A 25,402-nucleotide genomic window follows, 5' to 3' on the forward strand; every position below is an offset into this window, starting at 1 on the left:
TCAGATCGGAATGTCCGTGTCGTCACCGTCGGCGCGCGGACCGTGGATGCGCCGGTCCGGCTCGGTGATCCGCAGGTCGTCGATGCTCGCCTCGCGCCGGCGCATCAGACCGTTCTCGTCGAACTCCCAGTTCTCGTTGCCGTAGCTGCGCCACCACTGCCCGTCCGCGTCGCGGCACTCGTACTGGAACCGGACCGCGATCCGGTTGCCCTGGTAGGCCCACAGCGACTTGCGCAGCGCGTAGTCGAGCTCGCGCTCCCATTTCGCGGTCAGGAACGCGACGACCTCGGCCCGCCCGTGCACCCAGGTGTCCCGGTTCCGCCACACGGTGTCGGGGGTGTAGGCCAGCGACACCTTCTCCGGGTCGCGGGTGTTCCACGCGGCCTCGGCGGCGAGCACCTTGCGCCGGGCGCCCGCCTCGTCGAACGGCGGGAACGGGGGACGGGCCTCGTCGGTCACGACGTCTCCTCGGTCCAGAACTCGACCACACCCACCCCGATCGAGGCGAGCAACCGGCGGACCAGCGGCAGGCTGATCCCGATCACGTTGGACGGGTCCCCGTCGATGCCCTCGACGAACCAGCCGCCGAACCCGTCCAGGGTGAATGCGCCCGCGACGTGCAACGGCTCGCCGGTGGCGAGGTAGGCGTCCAGCTCGGCGCCGGTCGGCTCGGCGAACCGCACCCCGGTGCCGGCGTGCTCCTCGGCCCGCTGCACCATCTCGCCGCCGGTCAGCCGCAGCACGGCGTGCCCGGTGAGCAGCTCGCCGGTGCGCCCGGCCATCGCCTTCCAGCGCCGGCGCGCGGTGTCCGCGTCGTAGGGCTTGCCGACCAGCTCGCCGTCGACGAGCAGCATCGAGTCGCAGCCGACGACCACGGCGTCCGGGTGGTCACCGGCGATCCGGTCGGCGACGGCGGCGGCCTTGGCCGCGGCCAGCAGCGTCACCTTCGCCGCGGGATCGGCATCCGGATGGGCGGCGAGCAAGGCGTCCTCGTCGACGTCGGAGACCTCGACGACCGGGTCGATCCCGGCCGCGCGGAGGACGCCGAGCCGGGCGGGGGAGGCGGAGGCCAGCACCAGTCGCACGCAGCGCACCGTACCGCCACCCGTCCGCCGCTCCGCCGGATCGCCCACCCCTGCGGGGCGCGTGCGCCGAGGCGGCGCTGTAGCGCTGTTTCAGCGCTAGTCTCGTCCTGTGGCCACCATCCAGATCCGCGAGATCCCCGAGGACGTCTACGAGGTGATCCGCGCCCGGGCCCGCGCGGCCGGCCGGTCGATCCAGTCCTACATGCGCGACGTCGTGATCGAGGCGGCCGCGCGGCCGACGGCTGACGAGATCTTCGCTGCGGTGGACGAGGTGAGCAGCCGCACGTCCGCAACGGCAGTCACCCGCGAGCGCATCCTCGCCGACCTGGACGAGCTGCGAGGCCGATGACGGTCACACGTACCGAGATCGTCGTCGATGCCTCGGCTCTGGTCCTCGCCCTCATCGGTGGTGATGCCGGGCGTGCCGTGCGGGATCGCCTCGACCCCAGCTCGACGCACGCACCGCACCTGCTCGATGCGGAGGTCGGTTCCGTGCTCCGCCGGCGGGAGCTGGCAGGACAGCTGAACCCGGAGCGTGCGGTCACCGCGCTCGGCGCCGCACGACAGCTGGTCGGGAACCGATACATGCACACCGGGCCGGTGGGCGATGCGGCTTGGGCGCTGCGACACAACCTGTCCTTCTACGACGCCCTCTATGTCGCACTCGCTACCCGGCTCGGGATCCCACTGCTCACCGCCGACGCCCGCCTGACGAACGCCCCTGGCATCACCTGCGCCGTCGACCTGGTCTGAGCACCACTTCACACCCCTCCGCTGCTCCTCACACCTGCTGCCGCGGGTGTGCAGAGGGGCAAGGGGGTGTGAAGTGAGCCTGTGGCGCCCCGTCGGTGCGCGCGGCGTCCCATCGGCGGGGCGCCGCAGGGGAACTGCGAATCAGCGCGGCAGGCCCGAGGCGCGCCAGGCGCCGGGGCCGGGGACCAGCGGTGCGCGCAGTTGCGCCGCGGGGTGCGACCACGGGCTCGGCGGGGCCGGGGGCGGCGCGTCGGCCCCGCCCGCCGACGCCGCGGCGGCGACGACGGCGGTCAGCGCGGCCAGCTCGGCGTCGTCCGGATTCCCCCGCACGACCCGGAACAGCGCGCGGCGCTCCTCGGGCGTCTGCTCCTCGGTCCCCATCAGAGCGGGATGTTCCCGTGCTTGCGGGTCGGCCCCTGCTCCCGCTTGGTGACCAGCATCCGCAGCGCCCGGCCGACGTAGCCGCGGGTGTGCGACGGCGGCACCACCGCGTCGACGTAACCGCGGTCCGCGGCCACGTAGGGGTTGCAGAGCGTGTCCTCGTAGTCCTGCTGCAGCTCCGCCCGCTTGGCCGCCAGCTCGTCCCCGGAGAGGCCCTTGAGCTCCTTGCGGTACAGGATCGACACCGCGCCCTGCGCCCCGGTGACCGCGATCTGCGCGGTCGGCCAGGCGATGTTGACGTCCGCGCCGAGGTGCTTGGACCCCATCACGTCGTAGGCCCCGCCGTAGGCCTTGCGCGTGATCACGGTGACCAGCGGGACGGTGGCCTCGGCGTAGGCGTAGATCAGCTTGGCCCCACGCCGGATGATGCCGTTCCACTCCTGGTCGGTGCCGGGCAGGAAGCCGGGGACGTCGACGAAGGTCAGCACCGGGATGCCGAACGCGTCGCAGGTCCGCACGAACCGGGCCGCCTTCTCCGAGGCGTCGATGTCCAGGCAGCCGGCGAACTGGGTCGGCTGGTTGGCCACGATCCCGACGCTGCGCCCCTCCACCCGGGCGTAGCCGATCACGATGTTCGGCGCCCAGAGCTCCTGGACCTCGAGGAAGTCCTCCTCGTCGACCACCCGGTTGATCACCTCGCGGATGTCGTACGGGGTGTTCGCGGAGTCCGGCACGATCGTGTCGAGCTCCCGGTCGGCGTCGGTGAGCCCGTCGGTGACCGTGCCCTCGACCGGCTCCGGTGCCGGGTAGGACGGCGGCTCGGACAGGTTGTTCGACGGCAGGAAGCTGAGCAGCTGCTTCACGTAGTCGAACGCGTCGGACTCGTCGCCGGCGAGGTAGTGCGCGACGCCGGACTTGGAGTTGTGCGCCCGGCCGCCGCCGAGCTCCTCCATGTCCACGTTCTCGCCGGTGACGGTCTTGATCACGTCCGGGCCGGTGATGAACATGTGGCTGGTCTCGTCGACCATCACGGTGAAGTCGGTGATCGCGGGGGAGTAGACCGCGCCACCGGCGCACGGGCCCATGATCAGCGAGATCTGCGGGACGACGCCCGAGCTGGCCACGTTCCGCCGGAAGATCTCGCCGTAGAGCCCGAGCGCGACCACGCCCTCCTGGATGCGCGCGCCGCCGCCGTCGTTGATCCCGATCATCGGGACACCGATCTTCGCGGCCAGGTCCATCACCTTGACGATCTTCTCGCCGTAGACCTCGCCGAGCGCCCCGCCGAACACCGTCGCGTCCTGGGAGAACACCGCGACCGGGCGGCCGTCGATCGTGCCGGTGCCGGTCACCACGCCGTCGCCGGCCGGGCGCTTGTCGGCCATCCCGAAGTTCGTCGACCGGTGCCGGGTGAGCGCGTCGAGCTCGACGAACGAGCCCGGGTCGAGCAGCTGGTCGAGGCGCTCGCGGGCGGTCTGGCGGCCCTTGGCGTGCTGGCGCTCGACGGCCGCCTCCGAGCCGGCGTGCACCGCCTCGTCGAACCGCTGGTAGAGGTCGGCGAGCTTGCCCGCCGTCGTGTGGAGGTCGGGTTCCACGCTTCCGTCGTCCGGGGTCGCCATCGGCTCCGTTGCGGCGCTCATGTCGCGGAGCCTAACCCGCACGGCGGCCACCACCGGGCGTGACGTGCGCCGCAGCGACACCCTGTCGTCCCACGTCGCGCGACCGTTCCGCGCGTCAGGTCGAGCCGTTACCGATCCGGGTCCGAACCGTGGGCCGTGGTCACCTGCCCGGCGGATACGGTGCCCGGTGATGACCACCGGGACGAACTCCGACCAGGGCGCGAACGGGCCGCTCGACGCCTATGCGCTGCGCACGGCCGTGCTCCGTCCCGCGGGCGGCTGGACCGCGCTCGACGTCGTCGCGTCCACCGGTTCGACCAACGCCGACCTCCTCGCCGAGGCCGGGCGCGGCGCCGCCGACCGGTCCGTGCTCATCGCCGAGGAGCAGGTCCGCGGCCGCGGCCGGCTGGACCGCACCTGGGTGTCCCGGCCGGGGGCGGCGCTGACGATGTCGGTGCTGTGGCGGCCGGAGGGCGTGGCGGCCGACCGGCTGGGCTGGCTGCCGATGCTGGCCGGGGTCGCCGTCGCCGACGCGATCGCCGCGCTCGCCCCGGACCTGCCGGTGGCGCTGAAGTGGCCGAACGACCTGCTCGCCGGGCCGTCGCTGGGCAAGGCGGCGGGGATCCTCGCCGAGATGACCGCGGTCTCCGGCGGCGGGCCGGGCGTCGTGCTCGGCATCGGGCTCAACATCTCCACCCCCGCGCACGAGCTGCCCTGGGGCGCGACGTCGCTGGCCGCGCACGGGTTCACCGCGAGCCGCGCCGAGCTGGTGACGGTCCTGCTCGACCACCTCTACCGCCGCGAGGCGCAGTGGCGCGACGCGGGCGGCGACGCCGACTCCTCCGGCCTGCGCTCGGACTACCGCTCCCGCTGCGCCAGCCTCGGCGCCCGGGTGCGGGTGGAGCGGCCCGGCGGGGACCAGATCGTCGGGATGGCCGAGGACGTCGACCGGCAGGGCCGGCTGCTCGTGCACCCGGACGCCGGCGAGCGGGTCGCGATCGCGGCCGGGGACATCGTCCACCTGCGCGCCGCGGACCAGTCGTAGCAGGATGGCCGTCGTGGACGGTCTCCCGACGACGGTGCGTGACCCGGAACTGCCCGAGCGGGTCGAGATCTACGAGGTCGGCCCCCGCGACGGCCTGCAGAACGAGTCGGTGGTCGTCCCGGTCGCGGTGAAGGCGGAGTTCCTCGACCGGCTCGCCGACGCCGGGCTGCGCACGATCGAGGCGACCAGCTTCGTGCACCCGCGCTGGGTGCCCCAGCTCGCCGACGCCGCCGACCTGCTCGCCGTGCTGGACCGGCGCGACGGGCTCGACCACCCCGTGCTGGTCCCGAACGAGCGGGGCCTGGACCGGGCGATCGAGGCCGGCTGCGACCACGTCGCGGTGTTCGCCTCGGCGACCGAGACCTTCGCGGAGCGCAACCTCAACCGCGGCCTCGACGGGCAGTTCGCCATGTTCGAGCCGGTGGTCCGCCGCGCGGTGGACGCGGGGATGCGGGTCCGGGCCTACGTCTCGATGGTGTTCGGCGATCCGTGGGAGGGCTCCGTCGACCCGGCGCAGGCGGCGGCGGTGGGCGCCCGGCTGATGGAGATGGGCTGCTCCCAGCTCTCGCTGGGCGACACGATCGGCGTCGCGACCCCGGCGCACGTCGGCGCGGTGCTCGACGCCTGCGCCGCGCGCGGGGTCGGCGTCGGGCAGGTCGCGGTGCACTTCCACGACACCTACGGCCAGGCGCTGGCCAACACCCTCGCCGCGCTGCGCCGCGGGGTGACCACGGTCGATGCCAGCGCGGGCGGCCTGGGCGGCTGCCCCTACGCCGGTTCGGCGACCGGCAACCTCGCCACCGAGGACCTGGTCTGGATGCTCGACGGTCTCGGCATCGACCACGGTGTGGACCTGACCCGGCTGGTCGCGACGAGCGCGTGGATGGCCGGGCAGCTGGGCCGGCCGTCGCCGTCGCGGGTGGTCACGGCTCTCGCGCAGCCGGCTGATCCGTCGCCGGCTCCCTGAGACCGAACATCCCGGTGAACCGGGACCGGTAGACCAGCACACCGTCGGACACCCGGTGCATCGTGCCGCGCAGCGTGATCAACCCCATCTCCGGGCGGCTGCGGGACACCCGCGCGTCGAGCACCTCTATGGTGGCCCGCAGCTCGTCCCCGGCGAACACCGGCGCCGGCCAGGCGATGTCGTCGCCACCGGGGGAGCCGAGCGCGCTCGAGCCGCGCAGCAGGTTGTCGACGTAGGCGCGCATCCACAGGCCCGCGGTGAACCAGCCGGACGCGGCGAGCTCGCCGAACACCGACCGCTTCCCGGCCTCGGGGTCGACGTGGAACGGCTGCGGGTCGAACCGCTCGGCGAAGGCGACCATCTCGTCGCGGTCCACCACCGTGCTGCCCAGGTCGAACGTGCTCCCCGGGGTCAGGTCCTCGAAATGGATCTCCGGCACGCCGGACACGCTATCCCCGGGCCAGTACGGCCAGCACGGCGTCGTGCACCACACCGTTGCTGGCCAGCCCGTGGCCGCCGGCGAACGTCGGGTTCCCGGTCAGGTCGGTCAGCCGCCCGCCGGCCTCGGCGACGACCGCGGCGGGCGCGGCCAGGTCCCACGGGTTCGCCGCGGGCTCGACGGCGGCGTCGAGCACGCCCTCGGCGACCAGGCAGTGCTGCCAGAAGTCGCCGAACGCGCGGGACTCCCAGCACGCCTCGGTGAGCGCGGTCCAGCCGTCCCGGTGCACCGGACCCGGCTCGCGCCGGAAGGTGTCGGAGTTCGTGGTGGACACGTAGGCGTCGCCGATCTCGGCGACGCCGGAGACCCGGATCCGGGCGGGCGGCCCGGCGAGCAGCTCCCGCGCCCAGGCCCCGGCGCCGGCCGAGGCCCACCACCGGCGGTGCAGCGCGGGCGCGCTCACCACCCCGATCACCGGGACGCCGCCGTCGACCAGCGCGATCAGCGTCGCCCAGGCCGGCATCCCGCGGGAGAAGTTCTTCGTGCCGTCGATCGGGTCGATCACCCAGCCGCGCCCGGACGCGGTGTCGCCGGTCTCCCCGCGCTCCTCGCCGAGGATCGCGTCGGCCGGCCGCTCGTGACCGAGCGCCGCCCGGATCGCGTCCTCGGCGGCGGTGTCGGCGTCGGTCACCGGGGTGCGATCGGGTTTGCGGGTGACCTGCAGGTCGGCGGCCCGGAACCGGGGCAGGGTGATCGCGTCGGCGAGGTCGGCCAGCCGCAGGGCGAGATCCAGATCTGCCGGGTCTGCGGGCGCGACGGGCGGTGTGGTCGGCTCGGGGCTCACGTCCCGCGAGCATGCCAGCGGCGTTTATGCACCTCGATGTCACCCCCGAGGCCTATCCTCGGTTGCGTGACCACCGTGGTTCTGGCCGAGGACGACGCGGCCATCGCCGAACCGCTCTCCCGCGCACTGCAGCGGGAGGGCTACGACGTCGAGGTCGTCGCGGACGGCGTCGCCGCCCTGGAGCGCGTGACGCGGGATCCGCTGGACCTGCTCGTGCTCGATCTCGGGCTGCCCGGGATGGACGGTCTCGAGGTGTGCCGCCGGGTCCGCGCGGCCCAGTCCGACGTGCCGGTGCTGATGCTGACCGCGCGCACCGACGAGGTCGACTTCGTCGTCGGCCTGGACGCCGGCGCCGACGACTACGTGTCCAAGCCGTTCCGGCTCGCCGAGCTGCTCGCCCGGGTCCGGGCGCTGATGCGCCGCCGCACCCAGGACGTCGTCGAGGTGGGTGGGCTGCGGATGGAGCTGTCCGGGCGCCGCGTGCTGCTCGACGGCGACGAGGTGACCCTGGCCAACAAGGAGTTCGAGCTGCTGCGGGTGCTGATGCTGCACGCGGGGCAGGTCGTGACCCGGGAGGAGATCCTGCACCTGGTGTGGGGTGACGCCGACATGAAGTCGTCGAAGACGCTGGACATGCACATGTCCTGGCTGCGTCGCAAGATCGGCGGCGAGAAGCGCATCGCCACGGTGCGCGGTGTCGGCTTCCGCTACAACCACGATTAGGTTCTGCAACCGTGCGTCGCCGGATCCTGGTCTCCACGCTGCTCACCGTCGCGGTGACGGCGCTGTTCCTGGGCGGGCCGCTGGCGCTGGCGACCTGGCAGCTGGTCGAGGACTTCACCCGGGTCGAGCTGACCCAGCGCCTCGAGCAGATCACCGAGAACCTGGAGAACGCGGGCACCGAGCAGCCGTCGGCGGCGGCGATCGAGCTGGCGATCCCGGCGAACAGCCGGCTCACCATCGAGAACCCGGACGGTCCTACGCTGACCTACGGCGCTCCCGAGGTCGTCGACCCGGTCGAGGAGTCGCTGCCGTTCGGGCCCGGCGGGACGATCACGATCTCGCAGCCGACCGCGATCATGCGGGCGCAGCAGACCCAGGTGGTGCTGGTCGTCGTGCTGCTGGTCGGGTTCTCGGTGACGGTCGGGACCGGGACCGCGATCTACACCGCGCGACGGCTGTCCGACCCGTTGCGCGACCTCGCCGCCCGGGCAGCCCGGCTGGGCGCCGGTGACTTCCGCCGGTCCCCGGCCCGCTACGACATCGCCGAGCTGGACCGGGTGTCGGAGGTGCTGGACTCGTCGGCGACCGCGCTGTCCCAGCTGCTGCAGCGGGAGCGCTCGCTGGTGGGGGACGTGTCCCACCAGCTCCGCAGCCGGATCACCGCCCTGCAGCTGCGTCTCGACGAGCTCTCCACCCACCCCGACCCGGACGCCCGGCGGGAGGCGCTCGCCGCGCTGGAGCAGACCGAGCGGCTCACCGGGGTGCTCGACGACCTGCTCGAGTCGGCCCGCACCGCGCGCGCCGCCGGGGCCGAGCCGGTCGACCTCGCCGAGGCCCTCGAGGTCGCCGCGACGGAGTGGCGCGGGCCGCTGGCCGCGGACGGGCGCTCGCTGCGGCTGCGGGTGCCCGACGGCATGCTCGCCCGGGTCACCGGGGCCCGGCTGCGGGAGGCGATCGGCGCGCTGGTCGACAACGCCCTGGTGCACGGCGACGGCACGGTGACGATCAGCGCCCGGAACGGCGACAACGCTCTGCTGGTCGAGGTCTCCGACACCGGGCCGGGGGTGCCGGAGGACCTGGTGCCGCACGTGTTCGACCGGGGGATCTCGGCGCAGTCGTCGACCGGGCTGGGGCTGGCACTGGCCCGCACCCTGATCGAGGCCGACGGCGGCCGCCTCGAGCTGTCCCGGGCCCGGCCCCCGGTGTTCCGGCTGTACCTGCCCGAGGCCCGCACCGACGACGTCGCCGCCAGCGCACCGGCGGCCGAGCGGACCGGTCCGCGGTAGCGGGGCCGGACCTCAGTCGGCCGGGGGCGGCGGGGGCACCGGCTGGCGGCGCACGAACTGGTCCGGCCACACGAACCGGCGGAACGCCCACCAGCGGAAGGCCATCCCGGTCAGCGTCCCGAGGATCTGCCCGGCCACGAAGTCGGCGACCTCCTGCGCGAGCAGCGAGACCCCGGGGACCTGCAGGTCGAGCACGTGCCGGGAGATCGCCAGCGGCGCGGCGTAGACCGCCACCCCGAACCCGCTGATCAGGAAGAACAACGCGGCCTCGTGGTGCCGTTCCCGGCCGCCGCGGGTGCGGAACGACCATTCCCGGTTCAGCACGTACGACACGATCGTCGCCACCAGCACCGCGAAGACCTTGGCGGTGACCGCCCGGCCGTCCAGCACGGTCGCCTTCAGCAGCAGGAAGACCGCGGTGTCGATCACCCAGGTGGTCCCGCCGACCATCAGGAACTTGATCAGTTCGCGGTGCTTGATGGCCTTGTCGCGGTAGGGCTGGGGGATCCGCGCGAGCGTCGCCTCCACCACCGTCACTCCGGCGATCGTGCCAGACTAGGCTTCCCGGCCTGTGGAGAGGGTTGACACACCATCGGGCTCGATGCCGGTCGTCGGGATGGTCGGCGGCGGGCAGCTGGCCCGGATGACCGCGCAGGCCGCCGTCGCGCTCGGGCAGACGTTGCGGGTGCTCGCCGCGTCCGAACAGGACCCGGCCGCCCGGGTCACCCCGGACGTCGTGATCGGGGATCCGGACGACGGCGCGGCACTGCGCGAGCTGGCCACCGGCTGCTCCGCGGTCACGTTCGACCACGAGGGCGTCCCGCAGGAGGTGCTCGCGCCACTGGAGGCGGCGGGCGTCCCGCTGCGTCCGCCGCCCTCGGCCCTGGTGCACGCCCAGGACAAGCTGGTGATGCGACGCCGGCTGGCGGGGATGGGCCTGCCCGGGCCGCCGTTCGCCGAGGTGAATGCCCCCGCCGACGTGACGGCGTTCGGCGAGGAGCACGGCTGGCCGGCCGTGCTGAAGGCCACCCGCGGCGGGTACGACGGCCGCGGCGTCTGGTTCCTGCACGCCGCCGACGACGAGCTGGTCGTCGACCTGCTCGCCCGCGGGACCCCGCTGATGGTCGAGTCCGCGGTCCCGATGGTCCGGGAGCTGGCCGCGAGCGTCGCCCGTTCGCCGTACGGGCAGGCCGCGGCGTGGCCGGTGGTGGAGACGCTGCAGGTCGACGGCCAGTGCGCCCGGGTCATGTCCCCGGCGCCGGACCTGCCGTCCGACCGCGCGGCGCGCATCCAGGAGATGGCGCTGCGGATCGCGAGCGAGCTCGGTGTGGTCGGGCTGATGACCGTCGAGCTGTTCGCGCTGGAGTCGGGTGAGGTCGTCGTCAACGAGCTCGCGATGCGACCGCACAACTCCGGGCACTGGACGATCGAGGGCTCGGTCACCTCGCAGTTCGAGCAGCACCTGCGCGCGGTCCTGGACTACCCGCTCGGCTCCACCGCGCCGGTCGCGCCGGTTGCGGTGATGGCCAACGTGCTCGGCGCCGCCGAGGAGCCGGCGATGTCGATGGACGAGCGGCTGCACCACTGCTTCGCCCGGTTCCCGGACGCGAAGGTGCACCTCTACGCCAAGGCCGGCCGGCCGGCGCGGAAGATCGGGCACGTGACGGTGCTCGGTACCGTGATCGACGACGTGCGTGACCGCGCCGAGCTGGCCGCGGGCTGGCTCGCGACGGCGACCTGGGCCGACGGCTGGTCGGCCCACTCCGGTGATCCCCGTTCCGTCGACCCGCAGGAGGGCTCCTGATGACCACGGCGACCGCCCCGAGGGTGGGCGTGATCATGGGCAGCGACTCGGACTGGCCGGTGATGGGTGCCGCCTGCGCCGCGCTGGACGAGTTCGGCGTGTCCTGGGAGGTGGGTGTCTACTCGGCGCACCGCACCCCGCAGCGGATGCTCGACTACGCCGCATCGGCGGCCGACCGCGGGCTGCAGACGATCATCGCCGGGGCCGGCGGGGCCGCGCACCTGCCCGGGATGGTCGCCGCGGCCACCCCGCTGCCGGTGATCGGTGTCCCGGTCCCGCTCAAGTACCTGGACGGCATGGACTCGCTGCTCTCGATCGTGCAGATGCCGGCCGGGGTGCCGGTGGCGACCGTCGCCGTCGCGAACGCCCGCAACGCCGGCCTGCTCGCGGTGCGGATCCTCGGCGCGGGCGACGAGGCGCTGCGGCACGCGATGGTCGAGTTCCAGGCCGACCTGGAGCGGACCGTCCTGGACAAGGACGCGGGCCTGCGGGCCACCGCACGGGACAGCTGAATTCCCCTGGCGCCGTCCGCGATCACGTGCGTACGGTGTCGGTACACGGGAGAGGAGGTGGTCCGCAGATGAGCTATCGGACACGTGAGGTGGCCGTCAGCTAGCACCACGTTCTGCACCGGCGGGGAGAGCCCGCCGGGAGCGACGGTCGTGGAAGCCGGTGTGGTGCCGGCGAATTCCAGACGGTCACCCGTGATCCCCGGGCCCGAACCAGTCCGTTCGGCGTGCGCACCCCGGTGCGGCCCGGGGATCACGCATGTCCGGACCCGGGTCGGTGCCCCGGGTCAGTCCGACCGGTTCTCCCGCCCGCGTTCCAGCGCCCGCGCCGCCCGCTCCAGGCGGCGGGTCACCGCATCCAGGTCGGGGGCCGGGTCGTCGTCGGGTGGGGTCAGCGGCAGCATCGGGGCCACCCGCCGGAAATGCTCGATCGCGGCGGGGACCTCGTCGGTCCGGCCGCCGTCGGCCAGCCAGCGCCGCAACGCCTGGTTGTGCGCGGCCACCAGCGCCGCCGCGGTCACCGCCGCCCGCAGTTCGCCGTCCGGGTACCCGGTCAGCCGCACGGTCAGCTCGCGGGTGAGCAGGCGCCGGTAGTGGTGGACCGACGCCGACTCCCGGTCGCGGAGCGCGGGCACCGTCCCGACGAGCGAGAACCGCTGACGGGCGACCTCGACGTCGTCGGTGTAGAGGTCGAACACGGTCTCCGCGGCTCGCAGCGCCACCGACGGCAGCGGCTCGTCCGGGTGCGCGCCGGCGAACACCTCGGCGATCCGGGCGAGCCCGCGCTCGTGGTCGGGGGAGAGTGCGTCCTCCTTGCCGCGGAAGTAGCGGAAGAACGTCCGGCGGCCCACCCCGGCTGCGCCGGCGATGTCGTCGACCGTCGTCTCGTCGTAGCCGCGCTCGGTGAACAGCCGCGCCGCCGCGGCGACCAGCTCCCGTCGCACCTCCGCGCGGCCCTCGGGGGACCGACCCCTGCGCGTTCCCGACGCCCCGCTCGTCATGGCACGGAGAGTATCAAGCAGTGCTGGCGTGTGGCACGGAGTGCCGTTACGATGCGCACATGGACAGCGACTTCGACAGCTACCGGCTCAGCGACGAGCACCAGGCCCTGCGCGAGGCCGTGCGGGATCTGGCGGCGAAGGAGATCGCACCGCACGCGGCCGAGGTCGACGAGCAGGGCCGTTACCCGTCCGAGGCCCGCGACGCCCTGGTGAAGGCCGGCTTTCACGCCGTCGTCATCCCCGAGGAGTACGGCGGCGAGGGCGCCGACGAGCTGGCCGGCTGCATCGTGATCGAGGAGGTCGCGCGGGCCTGCGCCTCGTCGTCGCTGATCCCCGGTGTGAACGGGCTGGGGCTGACCCCGGTGCTGCTGTCCGCCTCCGACGAGCTGAAGAAGCAGGTGCTGCCCTCGGTCGCCTCCGGCGAGGCGATGTTCAGCTACGCACTGTCCGAGCGCGAGGCCGGCTCCGACGCCGCGGCGATGAAGACCCGCGCCCGTCGCGACGGCGACGAGTGGGTGCTCAACGGCACCAAGTGCTGGATCACCAACGCCGGCGAGTCCACCTGGTACACCGTCATGGCGGTGACCGACCCGGAGAAGAAGGCCAACGGGATCTCCGCGTTCGTCGTGCACCGCGACGACCCGGGTTTCGTCGTCGGGTCGAAGGAGCGCAAGCTCGGGATCAACGGTTCACCGACCCGTGAGATCCACTTCTCCGACGCCCGCATCCCGGCCGATCGGATCATCGGCGCCGAGGGCACCGGTTTCAAGACCGCGCTGCGCACGCTCGACCACACCCGCCCGACGATCGGTGCGCAGGCCGTCGGGATCGCGCAGGGCGCGCTGGACATCGCCACCGGGTACCTGAAGGAGCGCAAGCAGTTCGGCAAGCACCTGGCCGAGTTCCAGGGCCTGCAGTTCATGCTCGCCGACATGGCGATGAAGGTGGAGGCCGCCCGCCAGCTCGTCTACGTGGCCGCGTCCCGGGCCGAGCGGGGTGAGGCGGACCTGGGCTTCATCTCGTCGGCGGCGAAGTGCTTCGCGTCGGACACCGCGATGGCGGTGACCACCGACGCCGTGCAGTTGCTCGGTGGGGCGGGGTACACCCGGGACTTCCCGGTGGAGCGGATGATGCGGGACGCGAAGATCACGCAGATCTACGAGGGGACCAACCAGATCCAGCGGATGGTGATGGCGCGCAGCCTGCTGAAGTGAGTGCGGCGCGGCTCGGCCGCGCACACGCTCCGAGCATCGCCGGTCACCGACGACGTCACGTCCGTGCGGCGTCCGCCGCCGGTTACCGTTCCGGCGTGCGTGACGCCCCCACCCTCGCCGTTCCCGTCGCGCCGGGCCGCGGGGCCGCCGCATGACGAGCGCCCCGCCGTCGTCCGGGGTCCTCCGCCCCGTGACCGCCGGCCTGGTCTCGGCGCTCGTCGGCTTCACCAGCGCGTTCGTCGTCGTCCTGAGTGGACTCGCCGGTGTCGGCGCCACTCCCGTCCAGGCGTCGAGCGGCCTGCTCGCGGTGAGCGTGACGATGGGTCTGTCCTGCATCCTGCTCGCGACCTGGACCCGGATGCCGATCACCGTCGCCTGGTCGACTCCGGGCGCCGCGCTGCTGGCCACCACCGGTGTCGTCGAGGGCGGCTGGCCCGCCGCGGTCGGCGCGTTCCTGATCACCGGTGCGCTGATCGTGCTCACCGGGCTCGTCCCGCAGCTCGGCGCGCTGATCGCCCGGATCCCGGCATCGGTCGCCCGGGCGATGCTCGCCGGAGTCCTGTTCCAGCTCTGCCTCGGACCCGTCACCGGGCTCGCCGAGAACCCGCTCGCCGTCGCGCCGGTGGTCGCCGTCTGGGTGCTCGCGCTGCGGTTCCTGCCCCGCTGGGCGGCGCCGCTGGGCTTCCTGACCGCCGCGGTCGTCGTCGCGGTGCACGTCGCGACCTCCGGGGTCGCGGTCGACCCCGCGGTGCTCGTGCCCACGGTGGAGCTCACGGCGCCGGTGTTCACCCTCGGCGGGGTGATCGGGATCGCGCTGCCGCTCTACCTGGTCACGATGGCCTCGCAGAACGTTCCCGGCGTCGCCGTCATGAAGGGGCTCGGCTACGAGCTGCCCTGGACGCGGTCGATGCTCGTCACCGGCGCGGGCACCGCGCTCGGCGCGCCGGCGGGCGGGCACGCGATCAACCTCGCCGCGATCAGCGCGGCGCTCGCGGCTGGACCGGAGGCCGGGGAGGACCGATCGCGGCGGTGGATCGCGAGCGTCACCGCGGGCGTCGTCCTGGTGCTGTTCGGGATCGCCTCGTCGGCGTTCGGCGCGCTGGTGCTGCTGGCTCCGGCCGGGGTCGTCGCGGCCGTGGCGGGGCTGGCGCTGCTCGGGACGTTCGCGGCGTCGATGCAGGCGGCGCTGGTGGAGCCGGACGGGCGGGTCCCGGCGGTCGTCGCGTTCGTGACGGCCGCGTCGGGGATCGCGATCGCCGGGGTGAGCGCCGCGTTCTGGGCGCTCGTCGCCGGGCTCGCCGTCCGCGCGGCGCTGCGCGCCGGCAGGTAGCGCGGTCGCCGCCGGGGTCCTGACGGCGTCACCCCGGCCGGGGTGCGGACGTCATGTGGTCGCGTGCCGTCGTGTGCCCGTCCGGTGGCGGGGCCGGGACGACGAGCACCGGGAGGCTCCGCAGCGCGACGGCACGGTGTGAGACCGAAGCACGAGCCAGCCGGGACACCGCCGCGCGGGCGCCGGTCCCACGGGTGCCGAGGACGACGAACCGGGCGTCGTGCTGCATGGCCGCGTGCACCAGTTCGACCGCGGCGTCGCCGTGCCGGATCTCGAAGTCCCACAGCAGCCCGGTGCCGGTCAGCGCACCCGTCACGGCCTCCTGCTGGTCGGCCAGGTGCCGCACGACGTCCAGGTCCCAGTCCGCGGAGTCCGGGTCGACCGGGTAGTCGGCCGCCTCGACGACGTGCACCACGTGCAGCCGCGCCCGCATCCGGTGCGCGAGCTCCGCGCCGACACCGAGCGCACGATCTCCCGGCGGTCCCGTCCGGTAGCCGACGACGACGCACATGGTCCCCACCCTCCCGGGCGAGAACCGTTGCAGCCCTGAGCTGCGGTGCGCGGCGGCCCCGCCGCCGGTGTGGTCGACCCAGCGTACCGCCGCCGGGCCCGGGGTCAGCGGCGGAAGCTCTCCACCCGGACCTCGTCGGTGGGCGCGAACCGGCCCGCGGCGGCGTTGATCAGCGCGACGGTGCGGGCCGACTGGGAGCACCCGAAACCGTACTTCGCGCGGACGCGGGCGTCGGCGATCTCCATGCAGGTCCGGCTGCGTGCGACGAAGTCCTCGACGGGGTACGACGTGCCGGTGCTCAGGTGCTCCTCGACCACGAGCGACGGCGAGTAGTAGCTGACCTGGGTGCCGTCCGGCCAGCGGACGTCGAACATCATCTCGGGCACGTGCGGGACGGTAGGTCGCTCCGGTTGCCCGGGTGTTGCCGTGGAGGAACGGGTGGGAGTCCGGGGCCGTTGCGCCGTCCGGGTGGTCCGTTCCGGGGTTGGCGTCCGGGTGGCCCGAAACTGTCGGGGGTGACCGGCACCATCGACAGCATGTTCGACGACGCGTCCTCGCCCGACCACGCCGAGGTCTCTCCCCCCGCCGTGTCCTCGTCTCCGGTGGACGGTCCCGGCGGTGAACCGGTGACACCACCGGATCCCGGCCCTCCGCGGTGGTCGGAGCATCCGCCGGATGCCGCGCTGTTCGCGGTGTTGGAGTGTCCGCCGGATGCGGGGACGTCGTCGTTCGAGCGGGTGGAGCGCATCACGGCCTTCGAGGTGGTGATCGCGCGGTTGCAGGTGATGCAGTCCGAGGAGATCGACGGGTTCGTCGGTGGGGCCGAGCGGGAGGTGGCCGAGTTCCTGGCCCACCATGACCCGGCTCGTGATGGCCGGTTGGGGCCGATGGACAACCTGGAGGGTGCGCTGGACTCGGCGACCGCGGAGATCCGGTTCGCGTTGCACCTGACCCGCACCGGCGCCGGTGTCCGGGTCTACTACGCCCGCCGGCTGTTCGACCCGCTGCTGGCCCCGACCGCGAAGCTGGCCCGGGCGGGGCGGTTGACCTGGCCGAAGATCATGAAGGTGCTCGACGGTGCGGACAACCTGACCGAGCAGCAGACCACCCGGTTGCAGGCTGCGGTGTTGCCGAAGGCGCCGACGCAGACGACGGGGCAGTTGGGGGCGGCGATCGCCCGGTTCCTGGTGCGTCTGGGTGATGAGGTGCCGCGTACGCGTCGGGAGCGTAAGGCTCGTAGCCGGGCGGTGGTGGTGTCGGCGGAGCCGGATGGGATGGCGGTGATGCGGGTGTTCCTGCCCGCCGCGGCCGCGACCGGGGTCTACGGGGTGCTCGATCAGCACGCCCGGGGTTGTGGGTCTGCTGATCCGCGGTCGATGGACGAGCGGCGCACCGATGCGTTGGTGGATCTGGTGCTGCACGGCACCGGCTATGCCAGTGAAGGCAGCGCCGCGGTCGTGGCCGCGGTCGCCGCAGCCGCTGCCGAGGGGCGGGTCGCGACCGGCGAGGCTGCGGTGCCTGCCGCGCCTGCGGAGCCCGTCGGCCCGGCCGCGGGGACGGGCCCGGTGGCGGTGAACCCGTTCGGGATCCCCCGGCCGCGCACCGGCGACACCGGCCGCACCGGCTGCAACGCGGACTGTGCCCCTTCTGCGGGTAGCCGGTCCGCCGGCTCAGGGGCCGGCAGCGCCACCTCCGGTTGCGGCGACGGTGGGCGACGCTGCTCCGGGCGGGCCGAATCCGGCCGCGCCGACTCCGGCGGCGAGTCCGGCGGCCGCGCCTTCGAGCCCAGCGTCTCCGGAGCCGGCTCGAGAAGCGGCGCTCCGGCCGCGACCCCGTCCGGCCCGGACGAGGAGCCGGTCACTCCCGTGCCGATCCCCGGGATCGCCCCGGCCCCACCCGGCGGCACCCCCGCGGCCCGCAACTCCGTCCAGATCCGCATCAACGTCACGATCTCGGCCGACACCCTGATCGGCGCCGACGACGAACCCGCCGAACTGGCCGGGTTCGGCCCCATCCCGGCCTCGGATGCCCGCGCGCTGGCGTTCGACCCGGCCGGCATCTGGACCCGCCTGTTCACCGACCCGGTCACCGGGCAGGTCCAGTACCGCGACCCGACCACGTACCGGCCGGATACGAAGACCGATGCGTTCGTCCGCGCCCGGTTCCCCACCTGCGCCACCCCGGGCTGCCGGGTGCCCTCACACCGCTGCGACCTCGACCACGTCGTCCCGCACCGGGCTGATGGCAGCGGTGGGCTGACCGTGGCCGAGAACCTGTGCCCGCACTGCCGCGGTGATCACCTGCTCAAGCACTGCCGGGGCTGGAGCACCGCCCTGCACGCCGACGGGACGGTGGAGTGGACCACCCCGTCCGGGCACACCTACCGCACCGACCCGTCCCCGGTGGGTCCGGTGCGGGCGACCAACAAGGTCGCCCAGCGCGGGCCATCGGCCCTGCAACTGATGCGCGACCCCGAGCTCGCCGCCCGGGTGCTCGCCGAGAAGACCGCGGAGCCCCCGTTCTGATGGAACAGAGGCCGATCGAGATTCCGTGTGCGCCGCCCGGGCCGAGACCCGCGACGCGACCGGCGGCGCGGAACGGGACACGCAACAGGAGCTCCCGGGACCCGGGACACCCGAGCGTGCCCGCGGGCGGCCCACCGGCCGATCCTGGCGGGCGAGGACGTCCGGACCGGCCGGACAGGTCAGAGGATGAACCCGAACAGCGGGCTGTCCGGCGGGATCTGCTCGATGTGCGGCGGCGCCTCGTCCATCCGCTTGAGCAGCGCCGGCAGGTCGTCCGGGGACCCGAGCTCGATCCCGACGAGCGCCGGGCCGGTCTCCCGGTTGGACCGCTTCGTGTACTCGAACAGCGTGATGTCGTCGTCCGGGCCGAGGACGTCGTCGAGGAACCGCCGCAGCGCGCCGGGCTCCTGCGGGAACTCGACGAGGAAGTAGTGCTTGCGGCCCTCGAACACCAGCGCCCGCTCGACGATGTCGGCGTACCGGCTGACGTCGTTGTTCCCGCCGGACAGCAGGCACACCGTGCTGGCGTCGCGCGGGATGTCGAGCCGGTCGAGCGCAGCGGGGGACAGCGCCCCGGCAGGCTCGGCGATGATCCCGTCGGACTGGTAGAGCGCCAGCATCTCGACGCAGATCCGCCCCTCGGGCACGGCGAGCAGTTCGATCCCCGACCCGCGCACGATGTCGAAGTTGGCCGCGCCGACCTTCCGCACCGCGGCGCCGTCGACGAACGGGTCCACCGACTCCAGCTCGACCGGGGCGCCTGCCTCGACCGCCGCCGCCATCGACGCCGCACCGGCGGGCTCGACGCCGACGATCCGGGTCGACGGCGAGTGCTCGCGCAGGTAGGTGATCGCCCCGGCGAGCAGCCCGCCGCCACCGACCGGCACCACCAGGACGTCCGGCGGGTCGGCCAGCTGGGAGAGGATCTCGCGCGCGATCGTGCCCTGGCCGGCGACCGTCCGGTGGTCGTCGAACGCCGGGACCTGGGTCGCGCCGGTGGACTCGGCGTCCGCGCGCGCCGCGGCCGCGGCCTCGTCGTAGGTGTTGCCGACGACCCGGACCTCGACGGCGTCGCGGCCCAGCCGGGCGACCCGGTCGCGCTTCTGCCGGGGCGTCGTCCTCGGCAGGTAGACCCGGCCGCGCACGCCGAGCCGCTGGCAGGCGAAGGCCACACCCTGCGCGTGGTTGCCGGCGCTGGCGCACACCACGCCGGCGGCCCGGTCGGTGTCGGAGAGCTGGGCGATCAGGTTGTACGCGCCACGGATCTTGTACGAGCGGACCGGCTGGAGGTCCTCGCGCTTGATCCAGACCTCGCCGCCGAGCTCGTCGGACAGCCTCGGGTTGAGCTGCAGCGGGGTCGGGCCGATGACGGAGCGGAGCCGGGCCGCCGCGTCATCGACGTCCGCGGCGCTCACCCGGGTGCCGGGCGCGGGGGAGGTGCTGGGGTTCACGATCGCCCAGCGTCTCACGACGCCGGTTCGCGACCTGCACCGGTGCAGGTCAGTACCGGATCAGGCCGCGCCGGGGCCCAGGCGGACCGTGCAGCGCTCGGTCTCGGCGCGCCGGTCCAGCACCGCCGGGTCGGACGACGGGTTGACCGTCTGCACCAGCGACGCCCCCGCGGCGAGCACCGCCAGCAGACCGTCCCGCAGGCCGTCGGGGGAGTCCCAGGCCGCGGTCGACAGCACCCGGGCCCCGGCGTCGAGTCCCCGCTCGCCGGCCCGCTCCCGGGCCGCGGCCAGCACCTCGGCACCGGACGCGCCGTCCCATGCCGTGGAGCCGGCGTCCACCGGTTCCCACGGCACGAAGTCGTCGCCGTGCACCCGCACCTCGGTGGCGAAGTCGACGACGCCGGAGGGCAGCCCGGTCAGCCCGCGGCCGAACGCGTCCAGCGACAACGCGACGACGCCGTCCGCGCCGGCGGCCAGCGCGACGTCGAGCCGGGCCGCGTCGGCCAGGACCAGGTCCGCCGACACCGGGTCCCCGACCAGCTCGGCTCCGCACGACCAGACCGCGAGCAGTACCGCGGCGGTCTGCCAGTGCGCGGGCAGCAGCACGGCGACCCGGCGGCCGGGCTCGACGTCGAGCTCGTCGCGCAGCAGGTTCGCCGCCTTCGCCGTCCAGTTCGCGGTCGTGGTGCCCGAGAGCTCCATCCGCTCACCGGTGGCGTCGTCGTAGTGGGTGAGCAGCGGCCGGGCGGCGGCCGCGCCGAGCGCCGGGCCGAGCAGGGCGTCGGTGAGGTGGAGATCGGAGCCGAACACGGGAGTCATCGCCCGCCGACGCTAGTCGATGCAGGGCACGCCCTCGGCGGTGATCTCCGGGACGTCCGGGGCCGTCGAAGTCGGTGCCGATGATCACCTGCACCCGGCCCTGGGCGACGGCGTCGGACTGCTCGACGCCGATCCCGCCGAGCGCGTCCGCGACGGCGCGGGCGGCCGCGTCGCCGTCGGCCTGGCTGTACCGGACGACCGAGGTGGAGCGGTCCGGGGCGTTGCCGACGTCGCCGGTGGCGATCCCGTTCTCGCCGAGCACCCCCGCGACGCGGGCGGCGAGTCCGGTCGTGCCGGACCCGTTGGCGACGTCCGCGGTCACCGCCGGCACCGGCGGCTCCGGCTCCTCGTCGGGCTCCGGCCCCGGCTCGGTGTGCCGGGTGACGAACTCCTGCACCTCGGCAGGGTCGACGGACAGCACGTCGCCGCGGTCGGTGGACTTCGGGGCACCGGTGGGGATGGTCAGGAAGTTCATGTCCCCGGCGGCGATCCGGGAGGCCTCGTTCGCGAACGCCAGGATGTCCCAGCCGCTGTCGATGACCACCGACTGCTGCACGACGTCGACCAGCGCGGTCAGCTTCGCCGGGTCGGCGAGCGTGCCCGACGACAGCACCTTGTTCGCGACCGCGGCCAGGAACACCTGCTGCCGGTTGATCCGGGACAGGTCGCCACCGACCAGGCCGTGCCGCTGCCGGACGAAGGCGAGCGCGTCGCCGCCGGAGATCGTCTGCGGCCCGGCGTCGAAGTCGGCGCCGGAGAACGCGTCCTGGACCGGCGCCCTCAGGCAGACGTCGACGCCGCCGACGGCCTGGGTCAGGTTGTAGAAGCCCAGCAGGTTGACCTCGGCGTAGTGGTCGATGCCGAGCCCGGTGAGGTCCTGCACCGCGCCGATCAGGGCCTGCCGCCCGGCCTGCGAGGACTCCTGCTCGATCCGGGCGTGGTCGGCCACGCCCTCGGACACCAGCCGCGAGGCGGTCTCGGCCTTCGTCTGCGGGTAGGCGGCATTGATCCGGTTGCGGCCCAGGCCCGCGATCCGCACCTCGGAGTCGCGCGGCACGGAGAACGCGGTCGCGCCGCTGCCGTCCGCCGGCACGTGCACGACGATGATCGTGTCCGAGTTCAGGACGCCGTCCTCCGCGCCGCTGCGCAGCTGCGCCAGCACCTCGTCGGGCAGCGGGTTCCCCTGCGCGTCGGTGCGGCTGTCCACCCCGACCAGCAGGATGTTGCGGTCCCCGCCGGACGATCCCCCGAAGATCACGTTCGTGGTGGTGATGCCGCCGGTGACGTCGCGGTAGAGCGTCCACACCGCGCCGGTGAGCAGCACCGTCAGCGCGGACGTCGCGGCGACGGCGACCCGGAACCGGTGCAGCCACCGCCGCCCGGCGCCCCCCTGCGGGCGGTGACCGCCGGTCCGCGTCGGCCCCTCGGTCTCCGGTCCCCACGGCCCGGCGGCCCGGCCCGACACCGCGGGGAGGCGGCCGGACGAGGCGCTCGTGCGGGCGCCGGCGGACGAGCGGCCCGCGCCGGGCCGGCCGCCCGGCCCGCTCGAGCCCCGGCCCGCGCCGGGCCGGGAGTACGAGGAGGACGACCGGGACCACGGATCGCGCCGATCGGTCACGCTCGCCCCCTCTACCTCGTCCGGTGCCGCGCAGCGCCGGGTGCCCGGGTGGCACGGACTGCGGTGGGGCGCGGTGGCCGGCGTCGGGACCACCCGTCCGGGGGGTTCGGACGAACCCGGGGAGCGGCCACGCGTCTGGCTACCGGGCGCCCCGGTCGCGTTCAGGGTGCAGCATCGGCACCCCCGCCGCGGGCCGTAGCGGGGTGCGTGTCGGCACCCTCGCCCGGTCGTCGTACCCGTTCCGTACTTGAGGGTGACGTGGCGACGAGAGCCGTCGCCGCTGCTGGGGAGGCCGGAGCGGGTTCGGGACAGGGGCTCCGCCCGGGGGTCTCGATCACGCGGTGTGACGTTCGCATCCGCGATCGGGGGAACCGGGGAGATCCCCCCGCGCCGCCGGGGTGCCGGTCTCGCTAGGTTCGCCCCGTGCAGCCACGCGAACGGAGCTACGGCGACGGCCTCGCCGTCGTCACCGTGACCTACTCGCCCGGCCGCACCCTGGACACGTTCCTGGACTCGCTGCAGGAGGCGACCACCGGATCGTCCGTGCCGGTGGTGCTGGCCGACAACGGATCGACCGACGGCGCGCCCGAGCGTGCCGCCCGCGACCGCTCCGACGTCACCTTCCTGCCGATCGGGGAGAACGTCGGCTACGGCGCCGGGGCCAATCGCGGCGTCGCGGCGCTCGGGCCGGAGTACGGCTGGATCGTCGTCGCCAACCCGGACCTGGAGTGGCGGCCCGGATCACTGGACACGCTGCTCGACGCCGGCCGCCGGCACCCCCGGGCGGGCGCGCTCGGCCCGCTGATCCGGGAACCGTCGGGCGAGATCTACCCGTCGGCGCGCGAGGTCCCGTCCCTGGTGGCGGGGGCCGGGCACGCCGCGCTCGGGCAGGTCTGGCCGGGTAACCCGTGGTCGACGGCCTACCGGCGCTCCCGGGAGGACCTGACCGAGCGGGACGCCGGCTGGCTGTCCGGATCCTGCCTGCTGCTGCGGCGGACGGCGTTCGACTCGGTCGACGGTTTCGACCCGCGGTACTTCATGTACTTCGAGGACGTCGATCTTGGCGAACGTCTCACTCTCGCCGGATGGCGAAACGTCTACGTACCCTCGGCCGAAGTGGTGCACGTGGGCGGGGTGTCCACCGGGAAGCCCGAGGTCTCGGCCCGGATGCTGGCCGAGCACCATCGCAGCGCCTACCGCTACCTGGCCGACCGGCACCCCGGCCCGCACCGCGCACCGCTGCGTGTGGCGTTCCGGGCCGGCCTGGCCGTGCGGTCGGGCCTGACCGCCCGCTCGGCGCGCTGAGCGACGCGAACATCCATGCCGAGCTGACGAGAGATATCTGAGGGGAGACCGCGTGCAGGACGTCGAAGCGGTCGTGCTGGTCGGGGGCAAGGGAACCCGGCTGCGGCCACTGACGCTGTCGGCGCCCAAGCCGATGCTGCCGACGGCGGGGGTGCCGTTCCTGGCCCACCTGCTGTCCCGGATCCGGGAGGCCGGCATCAAGAAGGCGGTGCTGGGCACCAGCTACCTGGCCGAGACCTTCGAGGAGCACTTCGGGGACGGTTCCCGGTTCGGGCTCGACCTGAGCTACGTGACCGAGACGGAGCCGCTGGGCACCGGCGGCGGGATCCGCAACGTGGCCGCGAAGCTCTCCGCCGAGCACGTCATGATCTTCAACGGGGACGTGCTGGCCGGCACCGATCTGCGTGCCGTGGCGGCCACCCACCGCGACGCGGGCGCCGACGTCACGCTGCACCTGGTGCGGGTGAAGAACCCGCGGGCGTTCGGCTGCGTGCCGACCGACGCGTCCGGTCGCGTGCTGGAGTTCCTGGAGAAGACCGAGGACCCGCCGACCGACCAGATCAACGCCGGCTGCTACGTCTTCCGCCGCGAGGTGATCGACACCATCCCGGAGGGCCGGCCGGTGTCGGTCGAGCGGGAGACGTTCCCGGACCTGCTGGCCTCCGGCGCGCACGTGCAGGGCCACGTCGACGTCGCCTACTGGCGGGACATGGGCACCCCGGGCGACCTGGTGCACGGCTCGGCGGACCTGGTCCGCGGGGTCGCGCCCTCGGCCGCGCTGCCCGGGCCGACCGGCGAGGCGATGATCCTCTCCGGTGCCGAGGTGTCCGCGGACGCGTTCGTGTTCGGCGGTTCGACCGTCGGGCGCGGTGCGCGGATCGGCGCCGGGGCGAAGGTCGAGGGCTCCATGCTGTTCGACGGGGCCGTGGTCGAGGCGGGTGCGGTGGTGGAGAACTCGGTGGTCGGCGCGGGTGCGACCGTCGGGGAGGGCGCGCACGTGCGCGACACCGTGATCGGTGACCGGGCCGTGGTCGGCGCGCACTGCGAGCTGCGCCACGACATGCGTGTCTGGCCGGACGTGACCCTGCCCCCGCACGGCGTCCGGTTCTCGCCGGACGTGTGAGCCCGCGGGCGGGCACGGCGATGGGCGGCGTGGACGGGGACGGGGTGACCGGCGACACCGGGACCGTCGACCCCGTGGGCGCCGACCCGGCCGACACCTCCGCCCGGACCCGCGCGCCCGTCGACCGCGAGTGGCGCCCGCCGTTCCCGCTCGACCTCTACGGCGTGCTGGCCCCGCTGCGCCGCGGCCGCGGCGACCCGACCTGGCACACCGCGGGCGACGGCGGGGTGATCTGGCGGGTCTCGACCACCCCGCACGGCCCCGCGACGGTCGCCTACCGCCGTCGCGCCGACGGCACGGTCCGGGCCACCGGCTGGGGCGGCGGCGCAGCGTGGGAGATCGACCGGCTGCCGTCGCTGCTCGGGGCCGACGACGACCCGGCGGCGTTCGTCGCGCACCACCCGGTCGTCGCCGACGCGGTGCGGCGGCGTCCCGGGATCCGGCTCGGCTCGTCCGGCCGGGTCTGGGACATGTTGCTGCCCGCGGTGCTGGAGCAGAAGGTCACCGGCACCGAGGCGCGACGCTCGTTCCGCGAGCTGGCCCGCCGCTTCGGCGACCCCGCCCCCGGCCCGGCCGGCGTCGTGCCGCACGGCATGCGGGTCCCGCCGTCGCCGTCTCAGGTCCGCGCGATCCCGGACTGGGAGTGGCACCGCGCCGGGGTGGACCACGCGCGGCGCCGGGCGATCCTGCACGCGGCCGTCGTCGCGCACCGGCTGGAACGCGCCGCCGAGCTGCGCGGCGAGGAGGGCCGGATCCTGCTGCGCCGGGTCTCCGGGATCGGGGTGTGGACCGCGGCCGAGATCGCGCAGCGGGCCTGGGGCGACCCCGACGCGGTCAGCTTCGGCGACTTCCACATCCCGAACACCGTCGGCTGGGCGCTGCTCGGCCGGGATCTCGACGACGCCGGGCTGCTCGAGGTGCTCGCCCCGTACGCGCCGCAGCGCCAGCGGGCGGTCCGCTACATCGAGCTCTCCGGGTTCCGCCGCCCCCGCTTCGGGCCCCGGTTCTCCCCGCGCGACTACCGGTCGCTGTGACGGACGTAGGGTCCGG

General features: G+C 74.1%; 27 protein-coding genes. 14 read left to right on the forward strand and 13 right to left on the reverse strand.

Features of this window, described 5'->3' with window-relative positions; genetic code table 11:
- Complete coding sequence (locus WIS52_RS09435; protein ID WP_349297749.1) at positions 1-459, reverse strand: nuclear transport factor 2 family protein; 459 nt, start codon at positions 457-459, stop codon at positions 1-3.
- Positions 456-1,085 carry a Maf family protein gene (locus WIS52_RS09440; protein WP_349297750.1) on the reverse strand — a complete coding sequence of 210 codons (630 nt, stop codon included), beginning with the start codon at positions 1,083-1,085 and terminating at the stop codon, positions 456-458. Before WIS52_RS09440 ends, WIS52_RS09435 begins: the two co-directional genes overlap by 4 nt.
- A gap of 109 nt (positions 1,086-1,194) precedes the next feature.
- Here WIS52_RS09440 and WIS52_RS09445 point away from each other — a divergent pair, with 109 nt between their 5' ends.
- Positions 1,195-1,434, forward strand: coding sequence for a FitA-like ribbon-helix-helix domain-containing protein (locus WIS52_RS09445; RefSeq protein WP_349297751.1), 240 nt, complete (start codon positions 1,195-1,197; stop codon positions 1,432-1,434).
- Complete coding sequence (locus tag WIS52_RS09450; RefSeq protein WP_349297752.1) at positions 1,431-1,838, forward strand: type II toxin-antitoxin system VapC family toxin; 408 nt, start codon at positions 1,431-1,433, stop codon at positions 1,836-1,838. The genes WIS52_RS09445 and WIS52_RS09450 overlap by 4 nt, the downstream gene beginning before the upstream one ends.
- 141 nt (positions 1,839-1,979) lie before the next feature.
- Here WIS52_RS09450 and WIS52_RS09455 read toward each other — a convergent pair whose 3' ends face one another.
- Positions 1,980-2,219: an acyl-CoA carboxylase subunit epsilon gene (locus tag WIS52_RS09455; protein ID WP_349297028.1), complete on the reverse strand. Its 240-nt coding sequence runs from the start codon at positions 2,217-2,219 to the stop codon at positions 1,980-1,982.
- On the reverse strand, positions 2,219-3,859 hold the full coding sequence (locus WIS52_RS09460) for an acyl-CoA carboxylase subunit beta (protein ID WP_349297753.1): 1,641 nt from the start codon (positions 3,857-3,859) through the stop codon (positions 2,219-2,221). The genes WIS52_RS09455 and WIS52_RS09460 overlap by 1 nt, the downstream gene beginning before the upstream one ends.
- A 169-nt stretch (positions 3,860-4,028) precedes the next feature.
- Here WIS52_RS09460 and WIS52_RS09465 point away from each other — a divergent pair, with 169 nt between their 5' ends.
- Positions 4,029-4,883 (forward strand): biotin--[acetyl-CoA-carboxylase] ligase, encoded by an 855-nt coding sequence (locus WIS52_RS09465; protein ID WP_349297754.1) that lies wholly within the window; start codon positions 4,029-4,031, stop codon positions 4,881-4,883.
- A gap of 4 nt (positions 4,884-4,887) precedes the next feature.
- Complete coding sequence (locus WIS52_RS09470) at positions 4,888-5,850, forward strand: hydroxymethylglutaryl-CoA lyase (RefSeq protein WP_349297755.1); 963 nt, start codon at positions 4,888-4,890, stop codon at positions 5,848-5,850.
- On the opposite strand, the gene WIS52_RS09475 is transcribed toward WIS52_RS09470, so the two are convergent.
- Both WIS52_RS09475 and WIS52_RS09480 read right to left on the reverse strand, forming a co-directional pair.
- Positions 5,807-6,289 (reverse strand): MaoC family dehydratase, encoded by a 483-nt coding sequence (locus WIS52_RS09475; protein WP_349297756.1) that lies wholly within the window; start codon positions 6,287-6,289, stop codon positions 5,807-5,809. The two genes, WIS52_RS09470 and WIS52_RS09475, sit on opposite strands and share 44 nt — an antisense overlap.
- A 10-nt stretch (positions 6,290-6,299) precedes the next feature.
- Positions 6,300-7,133 (reverse strand): inositol monophosphatase family protein, encoded by an 834-nt coding sequence (locus tag WIS52_RS09480; protein ID WP_349297757.1) that lies wholly within the window; start codon positions 7,131-7,133, stop codon positions 6,300-6,302.
- Positions 7,134-7,199: 66 nt separating this feature from the next.
- Between WIS52_RS09480 and WIS52_RS09485 the strand changes: the two genes are divergently transcribed.
- The gene (locus tag WIS52_RS09485; protein ID WP_349297758.1) at positions 7,200-7,856 is read left to right on the forward strand and encodes a response regulator transcription factor; all 657 of its coding nucleotides are present in this window, start codon (positions 7,200-7,202) and stop codon (positions 7,854-7,856) included.
- 11 nt (positions 7,857-7,867) lie between these two features.
- Positions 7,868-9,142 (forward strand): sensor histidine kinase, encoded by a 1,275-nt coding sequence (locus tag WIS52_RS09490; RefSeq protein WP_349297759.1) that lies wholly within the window; start codon positions 7,868-7,870, stop codon positions 9,140-9,142.
- Between the two features lie 12 nt (positions 9,143-9,154).
- Here WIS52_RS09490 and WIS52_RS09495 read toward each other — a convergent pair whose 3' ends face one another.
- Complete coding sequence (locus tag WIS52_RS09495; protein WP_349297760.1) at positions 9,155-9,679, reverse strand: GtrA family protein; 525 nt, start codon at positions 9,677-9,679, stop codon at positions 9,155-9,157.
- Positions 9,680-9,743: 64 nt separating this feature from the next.
- Between WIS52_RS09495 and WIS52_RS09500 the strand changes: the two genes are divergently transcribed.
- Both WIS52_RS09500 and purE read left to right on the forward strand, forming a co-directional pair.
- Positions 9,744-10,946 carry a 5-(carboxyamino)imidazole ribonucleotide synthase gene (locus tag WIS52_RS09500; protein WP_349297761.1) on the forward strand — a complete coding sequence of 401 codons (1,203 nt, stop codon included), beginning with the start codon at positions 9,744-9,746 and terminating at the stop codon, positions 10,944-10,946.
- Positions 10,946-11,458: a 5-(carboxyamino)imidazole ribonucleotide mutase gene (gene purE, locus WIS52_RS09505; protein ID WP_349297762.1), complete on the forward strand. Its 513-nt coding sequence runs from the start codon at positions 10,946-10,948 to the stop codon at positions 11,456-11,458. Before WIS52_RS09500 ends, purE begins: the two co-directional genes overlap by 1 nt.
- Positions 11,459-11,742: 284 nt before the next feature.
- On the opposite strand, the gene WIS52_RS09510 is transcribed toward purE, so the two are convergent.
- The gene (locus WIS52_RS09510) at positions 11,743-12,456 is read right to left on the reverse strand and encodes a TetR family transcriptional regulator (RefSeq protein WP_349297763.1); all 714 of its coding nucleotides are present in this window, start codon (positions 12,454-12,456) and stop codon (positions 11,743-11,745) included.
- A gap of 59 nt (positions 12,457-12,515) precedes the next feature.
- On the opposite strand from WIS52_RS09510, the gene WIS52_RS09515 reads away from it, so the two are divergent.
- Both WIS52_RS09515 and WIS52_RS09520 read left to right on the forward strand, forming a co-directional pair.
- Positions 12,516-13,670 carry an acyl-CoA dehydrogenase gene (locus tag WIS52_RS09515; protein WP_349297764.1) on the forward strand — a complete coding sequence of 385 codons (1,155 nt, stop codon included), beginning with the start codon at positions 12,516-12,518 and terminating at the stop codon, positions 13,668-13,670.
- Between the two features lie 151 nt (positions 13,671-13,821).
- The gene (locus WIS52_RS09520; RefSeq protein ID WP_349297765.1) at positions 13,822-15,000 is read left to right on the forward strand and encodes a benzoate/H(+) symporter BenE family transporter; all 1,179 of its coding nucleotides are present in this window, start codon (positions 13,822-13,824) and stop codon (positions 14,998-15,000) included.
- A gap of 28 nt (positions 15,001-15,028) precedes the next feature.
- On the opposite strand, the gene WIS52_RS09525 is transcribed toward WIS52_RS09520, so the two are convergent.
- Complete coding sequence (locus tag WIS52_RS09525; RefSeq protein WP_349297766.1) at positions 15,029-15,511, reverse strand: universal stress protein; 483 nt, start codon at positions 15,509-15,511, stop codon at positions 15,029-15,031.
- A gap of 104 nt (positions 15,512-15,615) precedes the next feature.
- Complete coding sequence (locus tag WIS52_RS09530) at positions 15,616-15,888, reverse strand: MSMEG_0570 family nitrogen starvation response protein (RefSeq protein ID WP_349297952.1); 273 nt, start codon at positions 15,886-15,888, stop codon at positions 15,616-15,618.
- A gap of 138 nt (positions 15,889-16,026) precedes the next feature.
- Between WIS52_RS09530 and WIS52_RS09535 the strand changes: the two genes are divergently transcribed.
- Positions 16,027-18,036: an HNH endonuclease signature motif containing protein gene (locus tag WIS52_RS09535; RefSeq protein ID WP_349297767.1), complete on the forward strand. Its 2,010-nt coding sequence runs from the start codon at positions 16,027-16,029 to the stop codon at positions 18,034-18,036.
- Between the two features lie 179 nt (positions 18,037-18,215).
- Here WIS52_RS09535 and ilvA read toward each other — a convergent pair whose 3' ends face one another.
- The 3 genes from ilvA to WIS52_RS09550 form a co-directional block, all read right to left on the reverse strand.
- Positions 18,216-19,451, reverse strand: a complete 1,236-nt coding sequence (gene ilvA / locus WIS52_RS09540; RefSeq protein ID WP_349297953.1) for a threonine ammonia-lyase IlvA — start codon at positions 19,449-19,451, stop codon at positions 18,216-18,218.
- A gap of 96 nt (positions 19,452-19,547) precedes the next feature.
- Positions 19,548-20,306, reverse strand: coding sequence for a TIGR03089 family protein (locus tag WIS52_RS09545; RefSeq protein WP_349297768.1), 759 nt, complete (start codon positions 20,304-20,306; stop codon positions 19,548-19,550).
- A complete protein-coding gene (locus WIS52_RS09550; protein ID WP_349297769.1) occupies positions 20,194-21,924 on the reverse strand; it encodes an LCP family protein in 1,731 nt (576 codons plus the stop codon). Before WIS52_RS09550 ends, WIS52_RS09545 begins: the two co-directional genes overlap by 113 nt.
- Before the next feature lie 423 nt (positions 21,925-22,347).
- On the opposite strand from WIS52_RS09550, the gene WIS52_RS09555 reads away from it, so the two are divergent.
- Genes WIS52_RS09555 through WIS52_RS09565 form a run of 3 tightly spaced genes read left to right on the forward strand, consistent with a single transcriptional unit; the run spans position 22,348 to position 25,386 of the window.
- Positions 22,348-23,229 carry a glycosyltransferase family 2 protein gene (locus WIS52_RS09555; protein WP_349297770.1) on the forward strand — a complete coding sequence of 294 codons (882 nt, stop codon included), beginning with the start codon at positions 22,348-22,350 and terminating at the stop codon, positions 23,227-23,229.
- Positions 23,230-23,281: 52 nt separating this feature from the next.
- A complete protein-coding gene (manB, locus tag WIS52_RS09560) occupies positions 23,282-24,352 on the forward strand; it encodes a mannose-1-phosphate guanylyltransferase (RefSeq protein WP_349297771.1) in 1,071 nt (356 codons plus the stop codon).
- Positions 24,349-25,386, forward strand: coding sequence for a DNA-3-methyladenine glycosylase family protein (locus WIS52_RS09565; protein WP_349297772.1), 1,038 nt, complete (start codon positions 24,349-24,351; stop codon positions 25,384-25,386). Before manB ends, WIS52_RS09565 begins: the two co-directional genes overlap by 4 nt.
- Positions 25,387-25,402: the final 16 nt, after the last annotated feature.

Source organism: Pseudonocardia nematodicida (genome assembly GCF_040105385.1).
GTDB lineage: Bacteria > Actinomycetota > Actinomycetes > Mycobacteriales > Pseudonocardiaceae > Pseudonocardia > Pseudonocardia nematodicida.